14 protein-coding genes are annotated in these 16,500 nt (G+C 67.8%); 7 read left to right on the top strand and 7 right to left on the bottom strand.

The annotated features are described in order from the left end of the window. Nucleotides 1-94: 94 nt before the first annotated feature. On the top strand, nucleotides 95-439 hold the full coding sequence (locus AC5Y5Z_RS01390) for an aminopeptidase (RefSeq protein WP_499923009.1): 345 nt from the start codon (nucleotides 95-97) through the stop codon (nucleotides 437-439). Nucleotides 440-450: 11 nt separating this feature from the next. On the opposite strand, the gene AC5Y5Z_RS01385 is transcribed toward AC5Y5Z_RS01390, so the two are convergent. Beyond that, nucleotides 451-2,235, bottom strand: coding sequence for an SDR family oxidoreductase (locus tag AC5Y5Z_RS01385; RefSeq protein ID WP_499923007.1), 1,785 nt, complete (start codon nucleotides 2,233-2,235; stop codon nucleotides 451-453). Between the two features lie 224 nt (nucleotides 2,236-2,459). On the opposite strand from AC5Y5Z_RS01385, the gene sucB reads away from it, so the two are divergent. The 5 genes from sucB to AC5Y5Z_RS01360 all read left to right on the top strand — a co-directional run bounded on the left by sucB (nucleotide 2,460) and on the right by AC5Y5Z_RS01360 (nucleotide 8,154). After that, nucleotides 2,460-4,349 carry a 2-oxoglutarate dehydrogenase, E2 component, dihydrolipoamide succinyltransferase gene (gene sucB / locus AC5Y5Z_RS01380; protein WP_499923005.1) on the top strand — a complete coding sequence of 630 codons (1,890 nt, stop codon included), beginning with the start codon at nucleotides 2,460-2,462 and terminating at the stop codon, nucleotides 4,347-4,349. A 1-nt stretch (nucleotide 4,350) separates the two neighbouring features. Further along, nucleotides 4,351-5,274 (top strand): TIGR01777 family oxidoreductase, encoded by a 924-nt coding sequence (locus AC5Y5Z_RS01375; RefSeq protein WP_463824505.1) that lies wholly within the window; start codon nucleotides 4,351-4,353, stop codon nucleotides 5,272-5,274. Between the two features lie 479 nt (nucleotides 5,275-5,753). Beyond that, complete coding sequence (lipB, locus tag AC5Y5Z_RS01370; protein ID WP_499923003.1) at nucleotides 5,754-6,443, top strand: lipoyl(octanoyl) transferase LipB; 690 nt, start codon at nucleotides 5,754-5,756, stop codon at nucleotides 6,441-6,443. Continuing rightward, nucleotides 6,440-7,375 carry a lipoyl synthase gene (gene lipA, locus AC5Y5Z_RS01365; protein ID WP_499923001.1) on the top strand — a complete coding sequence of 312 codons (936 nt, stop codon included), beginning with the start codon at nucleotides 6,440-6,442 and terminating at the stop codon, nucleotides 7,373-7,375. Before lipB ends, lipA begins: the two co-directional genes overlap by 4 nt. Nucleotides 7,376-7,401: 26 nt before the next feature. Continuing rightward, nucleotides 7,402-8,154 (top strand): DUF4191 domain-containing protein, encoded by a 753-nt coding sequence (locus AC5Y5Z_RS01360; RefSeq protein ID WP_499922999.1) that lies wholly within the window; start codon nucleotides 7,402-7,404, stop codon nucleotides 8,152-8,154. A gap of 4 nt (nucleotides 8,155-8,158) precedes the next feature. Here AC5Y5Z_RS01360 and AC5Y5Z_RS01355 read toward each other — a convergent pair whose 3' ends face one another. After that, the gene (locus tag AC5Y5Z_RS01355; RefSeq protein ID WP_499922997.1) at nucleotides 8,159-8,590 is read right to left on the bottom strand and encodes an RDD family protein; all 432 of its coding nucleotides are present in this window, start codon (nucleotides 8,588-8,590) and stop codon (nucleotides 8,159-8,161) included. A 219-nt stretch (nucleotides 8,591-8,809) separates the two neighbouring features. Here AC5Y5Z_RS01355 and glnA (AC5Y5Z_RS01350) point away from each other — a divergent pair, with 219 nt between their 5' ends. Continuing rightward, on the top strand, nucleotides 8,810-10,246 hold the full coding sequence (gene glnA / locus AC5Y5Z_RS01350; protein ID WP_463824510.1) for a type I glutamate--ammonia ligase: 1,437 nt from the start codon (nucleotides 8,810-8,812) through the stop codon (nucleotides 10,244-10,246). Between the two features lie 63 nt (nucleotides 10,247-10,309). On the opposite strand, the gene AC5Y5Z_RS01345 is transcribed toward glnA (AC5Y5Z_RS01350), so the two are convergent. The 5 genes from AC5Y5Z_RS01345 to glnA (AC5Y5Z_RS01325) all read right to left on the bottom strand — a co-directional run bounded on the left by AC5Y5Z_RS01345 (nucleotide 10,310) and on the right by glnA (AC5Y5Z_RS01325) (nucleotide 16,492). Then, complete coding sequence (locus tag AC5Y5Z_RS01345; RefSeq protein WP_463824511.1) at nucleotides 10,310-10,531, bottom strand: hypothetical protein; 222 nt, start codon at nucleotides 10,529-10,531, stop codon at nucleotides 10,310-10,312. Nucleotides 10,532-10,569: 38 nt separating this feature from the next. Beyond that, nucleotides 10,570-11,430, bottom strand: a complete 861-nt coding sequence (locus AC5Y5Z_RS01340; RefSeq protein WP_499922995.1) for a TIGR03619 family F420-dependent LLM class oxidoreductase — start codon at nucleotides 11,428-11,430, stop codon at nucleotides 10,570-10,572. Beyond that, a complete protein-coding gene (locus tag AC5Y5Z_RS01335) occupies nucleotides 11,427-12,074 on the bottom strand; it encodes a PaaI family thioesterase (RefSeq protein WP_463824513.1) in 648 nt (215 codons plus the stop codon). Before AC5Y5Z_RS01335 ends, AC5Y5Z_RS01340 begins: the two co-directional genes overlap by 4 nt. Then, nucleotides 12,071-15,067, bottom strand: coding sequence for a bifunctional [glutamine synthetase] adenylyltransferase/[glutamine synthetase]-adenylyl-L-tyrosine phosphorylase (locus tag AC5Y5Z_RS01330; protein ID WP_463824514.1), 2,997 nt, complete (start codon nucleotides 15,065-15,067; stop codon nucleotides 12,071-12,073). The genes AC5Y5Z_RS01335 and AC5Y5Z_RS01330 overlap by 4 nt, the downstream gene beginning before the upstream one ends. Before the next feature lie 84 nt (nucleotides 15,068-15,151). After that, nucleotides 15,152-16,492 carry a type I glutamate--ammonia ligase gene (gene glnA, locus AC5Y5Z_RS01325; RefSeq protein WP_463824515.1) on the bottom strand — a complete coding sequence of 447 codons (1,341 nt, stop codon included), beginning with the start codon at nucleotides 16,490-16,492 and terminating at the stop codon, nucleotides 15,152-15,154. Between the last annotated feature and the right edge of the window lie 8 nt (nucleotides 16,493-16,500).

Raw genomic sequence — 16,500 nt, 5'->3', positions numbered from 1 at the left:
GCCGGACCGGCAGCAAACTAGGGTGCGTTTAACTGCCCCGGGTCGCGGCTAATCACCTGAGCACATATCGGATAGCTCCTGGAAAGGCCTGATTGTGACGGTACGACGGTTGATTATCGCGGTAAGCGCCGTGCTGCTGCTGGCCGGCGTGATCGGGCTCCTGGTGCCGGTGACGGTGTCCAACAGCAACGGCGGAACGGTTAGCTGTGGAAACGGCCTAGCCTCGGATTTGTCGGGCGCGCGCAACGCCAACGACAGGAACGGCGCCAACATCCCGATCCTGAACCAAATCATTCCGCACACCGACTTCGTCGCGGCGTGCGAGTCTTCGCTGTCCGGCCGCCGGAGCTGGGCCATTCCGTTGGCCGTTCTGGGCCTCGTCGGGGTGGCCGGTGCGGTGTTGGTGCGGCGCAAGAACGGCACGCCGCTGCGCGTCTGAGCGCGCGCGGGTCAGATCACCCGCACCCGCGCGGTGCTGCGCAGCGCCTGCGGCAGCACGCGGGACACCCCGTACAGCGCGTACGCCTCGAATGTGACCGGCCGGATGGGTTTGTTCTTCTTCACCGCCGACACGATCGCGTTCGCGACCTTGTCGGGTCCGTAACGGCGGATGTCGAACATTTTGTCCAACTGTCCGCGCCGGCCGTCGACCTTGTCGTCCAGAATCCCGACTGCGGCGCTGAACTGGGTTGTCGAGATGATGTTGGTGTCGATGACGCCCGGGCAGATCGTGGTCAGGCCGACGTCGGCGGCGTCGAGTTCGGCGCGCAGGCAGTCGGAGAACATGAAGGTCGCCGCCTTGGAGGTGCAGTACGCGTTGAGCGAACCCAGCGGCGCGTAGGCCGCCATCGACGAGACGTTGACGATGTGGCCGCCGGTGCCGCGCTCGGCCAGCCGCCGCCCGAAAGCACGGCAGCCGTTGACCACGCCACCCAGATTGACATCGATTACGCGGTCGAACTGTTCGGCCGGGGTGTCCAGGAAGGCTCCCGCCTGACCGATGCCGGCGTTGTTGACCACGATGTCGGGTAGGCCGTGCTCAGCACACACCTGTTCAGCGAACGCCTCGACAGCGTCGGCGTCTGACACGTCCAGCACATAGGGGTGCGCAACGCCCCCGCGCGCGGCGACCTGGGCGGCAGTCTCCTTCACCGTGGCCTCGTCGATGTCGCTGATCACCACCTCGGCACCCTCCCGGGCGAAGGCGATCGCGGTCTCGCGGCCGATGCCGCTGCCGGCGCCGGTGATCGACACCAGCGTGTCGCCGAAGTGACCGCGCGGCCGACTGACCTGGGCGCGCAACAGCGCTCGACTGGCCGGCTTGCCTTCGTGCAGGTCGGCGAAGTCGTGCACGGCGGCGGCCATCACCTGCGGATGTGACATCGGCGAGAAGTGGCCGGCCCGGATGTCGCGCCGCCACAGCCGCGGCACCCAGCGGGCCGTCTCGTCGTATCCGTGCGGTCGCACGAACTTGTCCCTGGTGTTGACGATGAGCTGCACCGGCACGTCGACCGGGCGCACGCCTTGGCGGCGGAACTTGCCCGAGTACGAACGCCAGTAGTTGGCCGGGTACACCTTCACGGCGTTCGCGGCGTCGCCGGCGACGTTGTCGGAGTGACGGATCCGATCGGTGGGCAGATTGTCGGCGACGCTGCGCCGCACCGCCGCGCTGCGGAACGCCAGCCGGATCAACAGCGGCGCCAGCACCGGGATCGAGAAGAACGCCATATAGGTCAACCGGACCGCCTGGCTCACGGCCGCGGCGAACCGGCGCGGGCGCCACGGGCGGCGCAGCGCGCCGAAGATGAAGGCGACCAGCTGGTCGTGCGCCGGACCCGACACCGAGGTGAAGGTGGCGACCCGATCGCCGGCGCCGGGCCGGGTCAGGTACTCCCACACCCCGACCGAACCCCAGTCGTGGGCCAGTACGTGCACTGGTTGCCCGGGACTCAGTTCGCCGATGACCGCGGCGAAGTCGTCGGCGAAGCGGGCCATCGTGTAGTCGGAGACCGCCTTGGGCGTCGACGACAGACCGACGCCCCGGTTGTCGTAGCGCAGGATCCGGAATCGCTGCTCCAGCAAGGGCACCACACCGTCCCACAGCACATGTGAATCCGGCCAGCCGTGTACCAGCACGACCGTGGGCCCCTCCGGGTTGCCCTCTTGGTAGACGGCGATTCGGGCGCCGTCGGCGCTGTCGACGAACTGCTGGGGTACCTGCTGTATTGCCGGCATCGAACCTCCGCCACCTGCGAATTGCTGCGTTATCAGTGGCCCACCGTAGCAGCGGCTACCGACAGGTTCGGCGATCCGAGTCGCGCGCCCTGGATGTCCAGCGTCGGTGGCTCGTGACAGGATGGGTTTTGACATCAACTCGGGTTTCGTACCCGGTGCACGACCATGTGGTAAGCCAGAGGTCGAGCTGTGCCGACCGACGACCGATCGAGGAGTCAACAACGATGGCCTTCTCCGTTGAGATGCCAGCACTTGGTGAGAGCGTCACCGAGGGAACGGTCACTCGCTGGCTCAAGCAGGAAGGCGACACGGTCGAGGTCGACGAACCGCTGGTCGAAGTCTCGACCGACAAGGTCGACACCGAGATCCCGTCGCCGGCCGCGGGCGTGCTGACCAAGATCATCGCCCAGGAGGACGACACGGTCGAGGTCGGCGGCGAGCTGGCCGTCATCGGGGACTCCGACGACGACAGCGACGACAGCGGCGGTGGGGCGGACGCCGAGGAGTCCGGGGGCGAGAGCGACTCGGGCGGCGCCGACGAATCCGAGGACGCCGAATCCGACGAGGCGGCGGAGCCATCGGAGGAAGACGACTCCGACGAGGCGGGAGGCGCAGACGGAGCCGACGATCAGGGCGGCTCCGACGGTGACGCGACTTCGGTGACGATGCCCGAGTTGGGCGAGTCGGTTACCGAGGGCACCGTGACACGCTGGTTGAAGAGCGTCGGGGATTCGGTCCAGGTCGACGAGCCGCTGGTGGAAGTGTCCACCGACAAGGTCGACACCGAGATCCCATCCCCGGTGGCCGGTGTCCTGGTCAGCATCACCGCCGAGGAAGACGACGTCGTCCAGGTGGGTGGCGAACTGGCCAAGATCGGCGACTCGAAGTCGTCGGGCAAGAAGTCGGAGTCCACAGAACCGGAATCCAAGGAGCCGGAGAAGAAAGAGCCCGAACCGGAAGAAGACAAGCCCAAAGAAGAGAAGGCCAAAGAAGAAGAGACCACGGCCGAAGAGGCCGCGGACCAGCCCCCGGCCAAGGACGAGCCGAAAGAGGAACCCAAGGAAGAGGCGAAGGAAGAGCGCAAACCCGCACCCAAGGAGGAGCCGAAAGAGGAGCCCCGCCAAGAGCCGAAGTCGCAATCAGAGGACTCCGACGGCACTCCCTACGTCACTCCGCTGGTGCGGAAGTTGGCTTCGGAGAACAACATTGACCTGTCCGAAGTGACCGGGACCGGCGTCGGCGGCCGGATCCGCAAGCAGGACGTGCTGGCTCTGGCCGAGAAGAAGGCCGAAGAGAAGCAACAACAGGACAAGAAGCCCGCCGCCGCCGAGCCCGCCGCCGACAAACCGGCCGACAAACCCGCCGTCAGCTCGGCACCCTCACTGGCGCACCTGCGCGGCTCCACGCAGAAGGCCAGCCGGATCCGGCAGATCACCGCCAAGAAAACTCGCGAATCGCTGCAACTGACAGCTCAGCTCACCCAGACCCACGAGGTCGACATGACCCGGATCGTGGCGTTGCGGGCGCGCGCGAAGTCGTCGTTCGCGGAGCGCGAGGGCGTGAATCTGACGTACCTGCCGTTTATCGCCCGTGCGGTGATCGACGCGCTCAAGACTCATCCCAACGTCAACGCCAGCTACAACGAGGAATCCAAAGAGATCACCTACTACGACGCCGAGCACCTCGGGTTCGCCGTCGACACCGACCAGGGTCTGCTCTCCCCGGTGGTGCACAACGCCGGTGATCTGTCGCTGGCCGGTCTGGCCCGGGCCATCGCCGACATCGCCTCCCGCGCACGGTCGAACAAACTCAAGCCCGACGAGTTGTCCGGGGGCACCATCACCATCACCAACATCGGCAGCCAAGGCGCCTTGTTCGACACCCCCATCCTGGTGCCACCGCAGGCAGCCATGCTCGGCACCGGCGCCATCGTCAAGCGCCCCCGGGTGATCGTGGACGACGTCGGCAACGAGTCGATCGGGGTCCGCTCGATCTGCTATCTGCCGCTGACCTATGACCATCGCCTGATCGACGGCGCCGACGCCGGCCGATTCCTCACCACGATCAAAAACCGGCTCGAAGAGGGGGCCTTCGAGGCCGACCTAGGACTTTGAGATGGCTCAAGCCTTCCCGAAGGCCGTAATCGCCATTGCGGGTTCCTCGGGTCTGATCGGACAGGCTTTGACCGCCGCGCTCCGCGCCGCCGACCACGAGGTGCTGCGCATCGTGCGCCGGACGCCGGCGAATTCCGAAGAGCTGCACTGGAATCCGGACAGCGGTGAATTGGATCCCGACGTGCTCGTCGACGTCGACGTCGTGGTCAACCTGTGTGGGGTCAACGTCGGTTCACACCGGTGGTCGGGGGCGTTCAAGCAGAGCCTGCGCGACAGCCGGATCACCCCGACCGAGGTGTTGACCGCCGCCGTCGCTGACGCCGGGGTGAGCACCCTGATCAATGCCAGTGCGGTCGGCTACTACGGCGACACCAGGGATCGCGTCGTCGACGAAAACGCCCCGGCCGGAAGGGGTTTCCTCGCGCAGTTGTGCGTGGACTGGGAGGCGGCCACCCTGCCGGCGCAATACGACGGCACCCGGGTGGTCCTGGCGCGCACCGGCGTGGTGCTGGCACCGGCGGGTGGCGCGCTGCGCATGATGCGCCCGGTCTTCTCGGTGGGGCTGGGCGCCAGGCTCGGCAACGGCCGTCAGTACATGTCGTGGATCAGCCTCGAGGACGAGGTACGCGCGCTGCTGTTCGCCATCTTCCACCCCACGCTGTCCGGTCCCGTCAACATGACCGGGCCCGCGCCGGTGACCAACGCCGAATTCACCACCGCGTTCGGCCGCGCGATCAACCGCCCGACCCCGTTGGTCCTGCCCGGGTTCGCGGTGCGCGCGGCGCTCGGCGAATTCGCCGACGAGGGGTTGCTCGCCGGTCAGCGCGTCATCCCGACGGCGCTGGAGCGAGCAGGTTTTCAGTTCCACCACAACACCATTGGCGAGGCGTTGGAGTACGCCACCGCCCGGCGCGACCAGGACTGACTGCGCACGCATACCCCCTCGCAGCGTCACGCCTCCCTCGCCCAGCGTCACGCCCCCCTCGCCCAGCGTCACGCCCCCCTCGCCCCACGTCACGCCTCCCTCGCCCAACGTCACGCCAGCGTGGCCGTCGGCACCGAGCGTCACGCCAGCGCAACAACCCACGCTAAGCGCCACACCAATGCCCACCCAGCCTCACGCCCCCCCTCGCCCAGCGTCACGCCAGCGCGACCGTCAGCACCCAGCGTCACGCCAGCGTGACAACCCGCGCCCAGCTCCACACCACCGCCCACCCGGCCTCACGCCCCCTCACCCAGCGTCACACCAGCGTGGCCGTCGCCGCCGAGCGTCACGCCAGCGTGACAACCCGCGCCCAGCACCACACCACCGCCCGCCCAGCGTCACACCAGCGTGGCAGGCGACATCGAGCGTCACGCTGGCGCAACGCGGCGCAACAGGCGACCCCCGCTAACCTGGCCACTGTGACGGGATCCATCAGATCCAGCCTCGCCCCCCTCGACGTCCGACAGTTGGGCAGCATCGACTATGTCGAGGCGTGGCAGTTGCAGCGCGACCTGGCCGACGCGCGCGCCGGCGGCGGCCCGGACACGCTGCTGCTGCTGGAACACCCGGCTGTCTACACCGCCGGCCGACGCACCGAACCGCAGGAACGGCCGCTGGACGCAACACCTGTCATAGACACCGACCGGGGCGGCAAGATCACCTGGCACGGCCCCGGCCAGCTGGTCGGCTACCCGGTGATCGGGCTGGCCGAGCCGCTCGATGTCGTCAACTACGTGCGTCGCCTCGAAGAAGCCCTGATCAAGGTGTGCACCGACCTGGGCCTGGAGGTAGGCCGGGTCGACGGGCGGTCCGGGGTGTGGGTGCCGGGCCGGCCGGCGCGCAAGGTCGCCGCCATCGGGGTGCGGGTCGCGCGCGCCACCACCCTGCACGGCTTCGCCCTGAACTGCGACTGCGATCTCGGCGCTTTCAACGCGATCGTGCCGTGCGGCATCAGCGACGCCGGCGTGACATCACTGTCCGCGGAGTTGCACCGAACGGTCACCGTGGAGCAGGTCCGGGCAGCGGTCGCCGACGCGGTGGGCAACGCGTTGGACGGGGTGCTGGCCGTCCGGGAACACGACGCCGCCCGCGTACCATCGACACGGTGACCGTCGTTCCCGAAGGACGCAAACTGTTGCGCCTCGAGGTGCGCAACGCCCAGACGCCCATCGAGCGCAAACCGCCGTGGATCAAGACGCGGGTCCGGATGGGCCCGGAGTACACCGAACTCAAGAGCCTGGTCCGGCGCGAGGGCCTGCACACCGTCTGCGAAGAGGCCGGCTGCCCCAACATTTTCGAATGCTGGGAGGACCGCGAGGCCACGTTCCTGATCGGCGGCGACCAGTGCACCCGTCGGTGCGACTTCTGCCAGATCGACACCGGAAAGCCCACCGAGTTGGACCGCGACGAACCCCGGCGGGTCGCCGAAAGCGTGCAGACCATGGGGCTGCGGTACGCCACTGTCACCGGCGTCGCCCGCGACGACCTGCCCGACGGCGGCGCCTGGCTATACGCCGAAACCGTGCGGGCAATCAAGGAACTGAACCCCGACACCGGTGTGGAACTGCTGGTCCCCGACTTCAACGGTGTGCCGTCCCGGCTGGCCGAGGTCTTCGATGCCCGCCCAGAAGTGTTGGCGCACAACGTCGAAACCGTGCCGCGCATCTTCAAACGGGTCCGGCCGGCGTTCACCTACCAGCGCAGCCTCGGTGTGCTCACAAAGGCGCGGGAGGCAGGGCTGGTCACCAAGAGCAACCTCATCCTGGGCCTGGGCGAGACTCCCGACGAGGTGCGCACCGCGCTGACTGACCTGCACGCCGCGGGCTGCGACATCATCACCGTCACGCAGTACCTGCGGCCCTCGACGCGCCACCACCCCGTCGAGCGGTGGGTCACTCCCGACGAGTTCGTCGAGTTCGCGCAGTACGCGGCGGGGCTCGGTTTCGCCGGGGTGCTCGCCGGACCGCTGGTGCGCTCGTCGTATCGGGCCGGGCGACTCTACGAGCAGGCCCGCACCGCCCGCACCGCGACGTCTGGGTGACCGGTGCGTACGTATCCTTACTGACTATGGCTAAATCCCGATCTGCTGCCGAGAGCAAGGCCGCCAAGGCCGAGGCGACGGCCGCCCGCAAGGCGGCATCCAAAGAGCGCCGGAGCCAACTGTGGCAGGCCTTCAACATGCAGCGGAAGCAGGACAAGCGGCTGCTGCCGTACATGATCGCCGCGTTCGTGCTGGTGATGGCTGCCGCGGTGGCGATCGGTGCGTGGGCCGGCGGGCTGACCGCGATCATGATGCCGATCTTCGGCGTGATGCTGGGTGCGTTGGTGGCCTTCATCGTCTTCGGGCAACGGGCCCGGCGCAGCATTTACCGACAGGCCGATGGCCAGGCCGGTGCCGCCGCGTGGGTGCTGGACAACCTGCGCGGCAAGTGGCGGGTCACCCCGGGGGTGGCGCAGACCGGGCACTTCGACGCGGTGCACCGGGTGATCGGCCGGCCCGGCGTCATATTCGTCGGCGAGGGTTCGACCGTCCGGGTCAAGCCGCTGCTGGCCCAGGAGAAGAAGCGCACCGCGCGCATCGTGGGCGATGTACCGATCTACGACATCATCGTCGGCAACGGCGAGGGCGAGATTCCGCTGGCCAAGCTGGAGCGACACCTGACCCGGCTGCCGTCGAACATCTCCGCCAAGCAGATGGAGTCGCTGGAGTCGCGGCTGGCCGCATTGGGGTCGCGGGCCGGCGCCGGCATGCTGCCGAAAGGGCCGCTGCCGAACGCGGGCAAGATGCGCGGCGTACAACGCACGGTGCGCCGCAGGTAGACCGCTACCGACCTGGGCGCCGCAGCACCGCGGTGTTGGTCAGCCGGTCCTGCAGACCACGCCCGTCGGCGTCGGTGAACAGCGGCGGGACCACCAGGAAAATCAGCACGACGCGCGCCAGGCTGCGGCCGATGCCGATGGGCAGCCGGCCGTCCACCGCCGCCACCTGGAGGCCCAGCGCCAGCTGGCCCGGGGTGACGCCGAACAGGCGCACCGACACCGCGCCCAGCACCAGCCAGATCACCAGCTGCACCGTCGACAACACGGCCTCGGAGATCGCGCCGAACGTCAGGGCGAGCAGGGCCAGACCGGCGGCGATCAACCAGTCGACCAGCAACGCCACCAACCGGCGCCCGGTGGGCGCCAGCGACCCCGGGCCGGTTTGCGGCAGGCCCAGCGTCTGGCCCGGGTAACCGGGAGTTGATTCCCGCGTCATCGGATCGTCCACGATTGCGGGCGTTGGGACGGCCCGTAACGCCTCGACCGACCACCAGTTACGATCTTGCGGGCCATGGCTTTCACAATAGGGCTCGGCGGTTGACCGAGCGCTGTCGCGAGTGCTGCGGCACGTAACGCCTGTGCAACACGGGGTTGACGGACTCGCAACATGACGTCCCTAGCGTCGGCCGCGAATCACCGAGTAAAGGAGCTTTCTGTGACGGATAAGACGCCCGACGACGTCTTCAAACTTGCCAAAGACGAAAACGTCGAGTTTGTCGACGTCCGTTTCTGTGACCTGCCCGGAGTGATGCAGCACTTCACGATCCCGATCTCGTTCTTCGACGAGAGCGTGTTCGAGGACGGCCTGGCCTTCGACGGTTCGTCGATCCGTGGTTTCCAGTCGATCCACGAGTCCGACATGCTGCTGCTGCCCGACCCTGCCACGGCCAAGATCGACCAGTTCCGCGAGGCCAGGACGCTCAACCTGAACTTCTTCGTGCACGACCCGTTCACCTTGGAGCCGTACTCCCGCGACCCGCGCAACGTCGCCCGCAAGGCGGAGAACTACCTGATCTCCACCGGCATCGCCGACACCGCCTACTTCGGCGCCGAAGCCGAGTTCTACATCTTCGACTCGGTGAGCTTCGACTCGCGGACCAACGGCTCGTTCTACGAGGTGGATGCGATCTCGGGTTGGTGGAACACCGGTTCGCCCAACGAGCTCGACGGCAGCCCCAACCGCGGCTACAAGGTGCGCCCCAAGGGCGGCTACTTCCCGGTGGCCCCCGTCGACCACTACGTCGATCTGCGCGACAAGATGCTGACCAACCTGATCAACGCCGGATTCGAGCTGGAGAAGGGCCACCACGAGGTGGGCACCGGCGGGCAGGCCGAGATCAACTACAAGTTCAACACGCTGCTGCACGCGGCCGACGACATGCAGCTGTACAAGTACATCGTCAAGAACACCGCCTGGGCGCACGGCAAGACCGTCACCTTCATGCCCAAGCCGCTGTTCGGCGACAACGGTTCGGGCATGCACACCCACCAGTCGCTGTGGAAGGACGGCAACCCGCTGATGTACGACGAGACCGGGTACGCCGGCCTGTCGGACACCGCGCGCCACTACATCGGCGGCCTGCTGCACCACGCCCCGTCGTTGCTCGCTTTCACCAACCCGACAGTGAACTCCTACAAGCGGCTGGTGCCCGGCTACGAGGCCCCGATCAACCTGGTGTACAGCCAGCGCAACCGCAGCGCCTGCGTCCGTATCCCGATCACCGGCAGCAACCCGAAGGCCAAGCGGCTGGAGTTCCGTTGCCCGGACTCCTCGGGCAACCCGTACCTGGCGTTCTCGGCGATGCTGATGGCCGGCCTGGACGGCATCAAGAACAAGATCGAGCCGCAGGCACCGGTGGACAAGGACCTCTACGAGCTGCCGCCGGAGGAGGCCGCGAACATCCCGCAGGCTCCGGTGCAGCTGTCCGCGGTGATCGACAAGCTGGAGGAGGACCACGAGTACCTCACCGAGGGCGGGGTGTTCACCTCCGACCTGATCGAGACGTGGATCAACTTCAAGCGGGACAACGAGATCCTGCCGGTTCAGATCCGGCCGCACCCGTACGAGTTCGCGCTGTACTACGACGTGTAGACCAGCTAGCAGTCGCAAACCCCCCATTTCCCGCAACGGAGATGGGGGGTTTTGCGTCTCGGGCTACAGCTTGGGGCGGTGCGCGATGATGCCCCGCGTCATCTTGACCGGCTGCCCCTCGACCATCTCCACCACCTCCAGCCAGGCGCCCGGCGCCACGATGTGGCGGCTGATGTCCTCGCGCTTGAGCTGAATGATCAGCAGGCCGGCGTCGGTGATCTCGAAGCTGTCCGCGGCTCCGTAGTCCCGTGCTTCGCCGTTGCCGAAGACGACCGTAAAAGGCATGGGTGGAGTATCGCCCACGGCGCCGCCCGGCCGCGAATCTAGGCGTCGAGCGCGAGGTCCTTGCGGAACCTCTGCATGCCGTCGATCTTCTCGGCCAGCGTGGCCTGCGGCCCGGCGTAGAACATCCACGGCATTGTGATGATGCCGGTGATGCCGGCGTCTTCGGCGCGCTGGTAGTCGGCGGCGGTGAACGCATCGATCAACGGCGTCAGGATGGTGAAACCGTCCATGGACAAACCGTTTTCGGCACGCAGCTCCCGCAGCCTAGCCACCCGCTCGATGGCGCGGTCGGTCTTGATGAAGTCCCCGATCCATCCGTCGTAGCGCGCGGCCCGCCGCAACGCGATGTCGCTCAGACCCCCGACGTACACCGGGATCGGCGGAGGCGTCGGCTGCATTTCCAGTCGCGGCGCCTGGTAGAACCGGCCGTCGAATTCGGTCCAGCTCGGTTGCCACAATTCCCGCATCAACGCGATCATTTCGTCGGTGCGTTTGCCCCGCGCCGCGAACTGCTCCCCCATCAACTCGAACTCTTCGCGGCACCAGCCCACCCCGATGCCCAACTCCACCCGGCCGGAAGCCAGAACCGCCGCGGTCCCAATGGCTTTGGCGGCCGAATACGGGTTGCGCATCGCCGGAATGTAGACGGTGTTGACGAACTTGAGTCGGGTGGTGACCTGGGCGAGCGCACCCACCAGCACCCACGGATCCGGCCAGTCGGTGAACGGCTGCCAGCGGCGCTGCCCGTTCTTGGTGTACGGGTACGGGGTCTGCAGCGTCTCGAGGTTCACCACGTGGTCGGGAATGCCGATCCCGTCGTAGCCGAGTTCGTCAGCGGCCCTGGCGATCTCAACGATCTCCGGGGTGTCCAGGAAGGCGCTGCTGACGTAGAACTTCACTGCCCGTTCCTTACCCAGGACGGTTCGATGAAGACACCTTCCGCCTCGACCGTGATCCCGGCCGCATCCGAGATGAAGCCGCGCGCAAAGACTTTGACACCTTCTTTGCGGTCGATCCAGGCCTCGGCCCGCAGCGGGCCCAGCGGTGTGCCGCGCAAATACTTCACGGTGATGGTTCCGGTGAAACGCGGTTTCAGCAGTCCCTCGCTGGCCGCCTCGCCGAGGATGTGGTCGAGCACCAGTGCGCTGACCCCGCCGTGCACCAGCGTGGGCGGGCCCTCGTAAGCGCGACCGAGGACGAACTCGGCCCAGCACCGCCCGCCGCCCTCATGCTGCACGACGACCGGCGGCGCGATCGGATTGCACACGCCGACAACGGCATTGCCCAACGGCAGCGGGCGATCGCCGACGCGGTAACTCACTCTGCCGGGCCGGACTCGCTGCCGCAACGATTCGGTGACCCCCGCGACGGTGGCTGTCGCCGCAGCGATGACGTCGTCGTCCGCCTCGGTACTGATGGTGGCGTCGAGGAGTTCCCGGACGGCTTGCGCCAACGGCGCATGCAGGGCTGTCACCCGGTCCGCCTCCGCGGGGCTCAATTCCTCGAACTCCACACCGCCGAGCGCGCCCATCTCCTGACTCAACTGCCGAACACCTTGCGCACCACTGCTTTTGCCCGCCTCGTCACTCGAAGATAGTTGTCCAGAAACTCGCCGCCGTCGTCGTTGTGCCAGCCCGCGGCGACCGCGACGGCGTTGAGCTGACGGCCGGGTCCGGGTAACTGGTCGGTGGGTTTGCCGCGCACCAGCACCAGCGCATTGCGCGCGGCGGTGGCGGTCAGCCACGCCTGGCGCAGCAGATCCACCTCGTCCTGCTCGACCAGGCCGTGTTCGGCGATCACGTCCAGCGATTGCAACGTCGAGGTGTTGTGCAGGGCCGGGATCTCATGCGCGTGCCGCAACTGCAGCAGCTGCACCGTCCATTCGATGTCGGCCAGTCCGCCGCGGCCCAGTTTGGTGTGGGTGTTGGGGTCGGCACCGCGGGGCAGCCGCTCGGACTCGATGCGCGCTTTGATGCGACGGATCTCGTGGACCGCTTCGGGCGACACGCCGTTCTGTGGATAGCGGGTCTTGTCGACCATCAGCAGGAACCGCTGACCCAGCTCCGCGTCACCGGCGACCGCGTGCGCGCGCAACAGCGCCTGGATTTCCCAGGCCTGGGCCCACTGCGCGTAGTACGCCTCATAGGAGGCCAGCGTGCGGACCAGCGGCCCGCTGCGGCCCTCGGGCCGCAGATTGGCGTCGACCTCCAGCGGCGGGTCGACGCTGGGGGTGCCCAGCTGCTTTCGCACCTGCTCGGCGACGGTGGTTGCCCACTTCACCGCCTGTGAGTCGGGCACTCCGTCGGCCGGTTCGCAGACGAACATCACGTCGGCGTCCGAGCCGTAGCCCAGCTCCGCACCGCCCAGCCGGCCCATGCCGATGACGGCGATCGTCGCCGGCGCCCGCCCGTCCGCCGGCAGGCTGGCCCGAACGACGGCGTGCAGCGCCGCCTGCAGCACAGCGACCCAGATGGATGTCAACGCCGCGCACACGTCGCGGACTTCCAGCATGCCGAGCAGGTCGGCGGAGGCGACGCGGGCCAATTCCCGACGTCGCAGCGTGCGCGCCGAGCCGATGGCGCGCACCGGGTCGCTCTGCCGGCCCGCCGAGGCGACCAGCGCACGCGCCACCGCCGCAGGCTCACTCTCGAGCAGTTTGGGCCCGGCCACGCCGTCACCGTAGGACTGGATGACCTCTGGTGCGCGCATCAACAGATCCGGCACGAAGGCCGAGGTGCCCAGCACGTGCATCAGCCGTCGTCCGACGGTGGGTTTGTCCCGCAGCGTCGCCAGGTACCAGGTGTGCGAGGACAACGCCTCGCTGAGTTTGCGGTACGCCAGCAGCCCGGTGTCGGGGTCGGGGGCGTAGGACAGCCAGTCCAGCAGGCGGGGCATCAGCACCGACTGCACCCGCCCGCGCCGGCCACTCTGGTTGACCAGCGCCGACATGTGTTTCAACGCGATCTGCGGGGCCTCGTAGCCCAGCGCGGCCAGCTGTCGTATCGCGGCCTCGGACGTCATGCGTCCGCCGACCAGTTCCAGCCCGGGCGGGCCGATCGACTCCAGCAGCGGCTGATAGAACAACTTGGCGTGCAACCGCGACACCCGGACGTTCTGGTGCTTGAGTTCCTCGCGCAGGACCCCGGCCGCGTCGTGGCGGCCGTCGGGACGGATGTGCGCTGCCCGGGCCAGCCAGCGGACCGCCTCCTCGTCGTCGGCCTCGGGCAGCAGGTGGGTGCGCTTGAGGCGCTGCAGCTGAAGGCGATGCTCGAGCAGTCGCAGGAACTCGTAGGAGGCGATCATGTTCGCCGCGTCCTCGCGGCCGATGTAGCCGCCTTCGCCCAGCGCGGTCAGCGCGTCCACGGTGGAAGCGACGTGCAGCGAATCGTCGCTGCGACCGTGCACCAACTGCAGCAGCTGCGCGGCGAACTCCACGTCGCGCAGTCCCCCGCTGCCGAGTTTGAGCTCGCGGCCCCGGATGTCGGCGGGCACCAGTTTTTCGACCCGGCGCCGCATGGCCTGCACTTCGGGCACGAAATCCTCACGCTCGCAGGCGGTCCAGACCATCGGCGTCAATGCTTCGAGGTAGCGCTGGGCCAGTTCGGCGTCACCGACTGCGGCCCTGGCCTTCATCAGCGCCTGGAATTCCCAGGTCTTGGCCCAGCGCTGGTAGTAGGCGACGTGGGATTCCACGGTGCGAACCAGTTCCCCGTGCCGGCCCTCTGGGCGCAGCCCGGCGTCCACTTCGAAGAACGCTGCCGACGCCACCCGCATCATCTCGCCGGCAACCCGGGTGGTGATCGGGTCGGCGCGCTCGCCGACGAAGATCACGTCGACGTCGCTGACGTAGTTCAGTTCCCGCGCACCGCATTTGCCCATCGCGATCACGGCCAGGCGCGGCGGCGTCTGGTCGGCGCACACGGTCTCCTCGGCCACGCGCAGGGCGGCGGCCAGCGCGGCGTCGGCGGTGTCGGCCAGTTGCGCACCCACGGTGGTGAACGGCAGCACCGGCTCGTCTTCCACCGTCGGCGCCAGGTCGAGGGCGGCCAGCACCAGCAGGTGGTCGCGGTAGCGGACGCGCAGGCGCAGCTCGATCGAATTCGAGGATTCCTCGACGCACTCGAAGAACGACGCGCGCAGCTCGGCGGCGGACGGCAGTTTGACCTTGCCCCGCAACAGTTTCCAGGACTGCGGGTTGGCGATCAGGTGGTCCCCCAGCGCCAGGGAGGAACCCAGGACGGCGAACAGCCGGCCACGCAGACTGCGTTCGGCGAGCAGTGCCGCGTTCAGTTCGTTCCAACCGGAGTCCAGCGCCTCGGCCAGCCTGATCAGGGCGCGTAGCGCGGCGTCGGCATCCGGAGCGCGCGACAGCGACCAGAGCAGGTCGACGTGCGCCTGATCGTCGTGCTGATCCCAGCCCAGTTCCGTCAGCCGGGCGCCGGCCCGGGGGTCCATCAGTCCGAGCCGGCCGACGCTGGGCAACTTCGGTCGCTGCGTGGCGGGCTTGGTCACGACCCGCGCCGCCGACGATGCCAAGCCAAGCGGTACAGAAGATGGGCGCCCACGCCACTGACGGTAGCGCAACCGCGCCGCGGTTCCGCCGCGCCGGTCGGAGATCAGCTACAGCGACAGATAGGAACGCAGCTCGAACGGCGTGACGTGGCTGCGGTAGTTCGCCCACTCGGTGCGCTTGTTGCGTAGAAAGAAGTCAAAAACGTGCTCTCCCAACGCCTCCGCTACCAGCTCGGAGGACTCCATGGCGCGCAGCGCGTTGTCCAGGCTGGTCGGCAGCTCCCGGTACCCCATGGTGCGGCGTTCCTCCGGGGTGAGGTCCCAGACGTTGTCCTCGGCCTGCGGTCCGAGCACATACCCCTTCTCCACGCCGCGCAGTCCGGCGGCCAGCAGCACTGCGAACGCCAGGTAGGGATTGCACGCCGAATCGGGACTGCGCACCTCCACGCGTCGCGACGACGTCTTGTGCGGGGTGTACATCGGTACCCGCACCAGGGCGGAGCGGTTGGCGGCCCCCCAGGAGGCCGCGGTGGGTGCCTCGCCGCCGTGCACCAGACGCTTGTAGGAGTTCACCCACTGGTTGGTGACGGCGCTGATCTCCGAGGCGTGCTCGAGGATCCCGGCGATGAAGGACTTGCCGACCTCGGAGAGCTGCAGCGGGTCGTCGTCGCTGTGGAAGGCGTTGACGTCGCCCTCGAACAGGCTCATGTGGGTGTGCATGGCCGAGCCGGCGTGCTGGCCGAAGGGCTTGGGCATGAAGGTCGCGCGGACACCTTCGTCCAGCGCGACTTCTTTCATGATGTAGCGGAAGGTCATCACGTTGTCGGCCATCGACAGCGCGTCGGCGAAACGCAGGTCGATCTCCTGCTGGCCGGGGGCGCCTTCGTGGTGGCTGAATTCCACCGAGATGCCCATGAACTCCAGGGCGTCGATGGCGTGGCGGCGGAACTTCGACGCGGATTCGTGGACGGCCTGGTCGAAGTAGCCGGCGTTGTCGATGGGCACCGGCTCGGTGCCGTCCTCGGGACCGGGTTTGAGGAGGAAGAATTCGATTTCGGGGTGCACGTAGCAGGAGAAGCCGAGATCGTTGGCCTTCTGCAGCTGGCGGCGCAGCACATGGCGCGGGTCTGCCCAGGACGGCGAGCCGTCCGGCATGGTGATGTCGCAGAACATCCGCGCGGAGTGGTGGTGGCCGGCTTTGGTGGCCCAGGGCAGTACCTGGAAAGTCGACGGGTCGGGGTGCGCGACGGTGTCGGATTCCGAGACCCGCGCGAAGCCTTCGATCGAGGACCCGTCGAAGCCGATGCCCTCTTCGAAAGCGCCCTCTAGTTCGGCTGGGGCGATCGCGACCGACTTGAGGTACCCGAGCACGTCGGTGAACCAGAGCCGGACGAAGCGGATGTCGCGCTCTTCCAGCGTGCGCAGGACGAATTCCTTCTGTCGATCCATATCCCGCA

This window comes from Mycobacterium sp. NGS29 (genome assembly GCF_059812965.1).
This window is presented reverse-complemented; position numbering and strand designations above follow the sequence as displayed.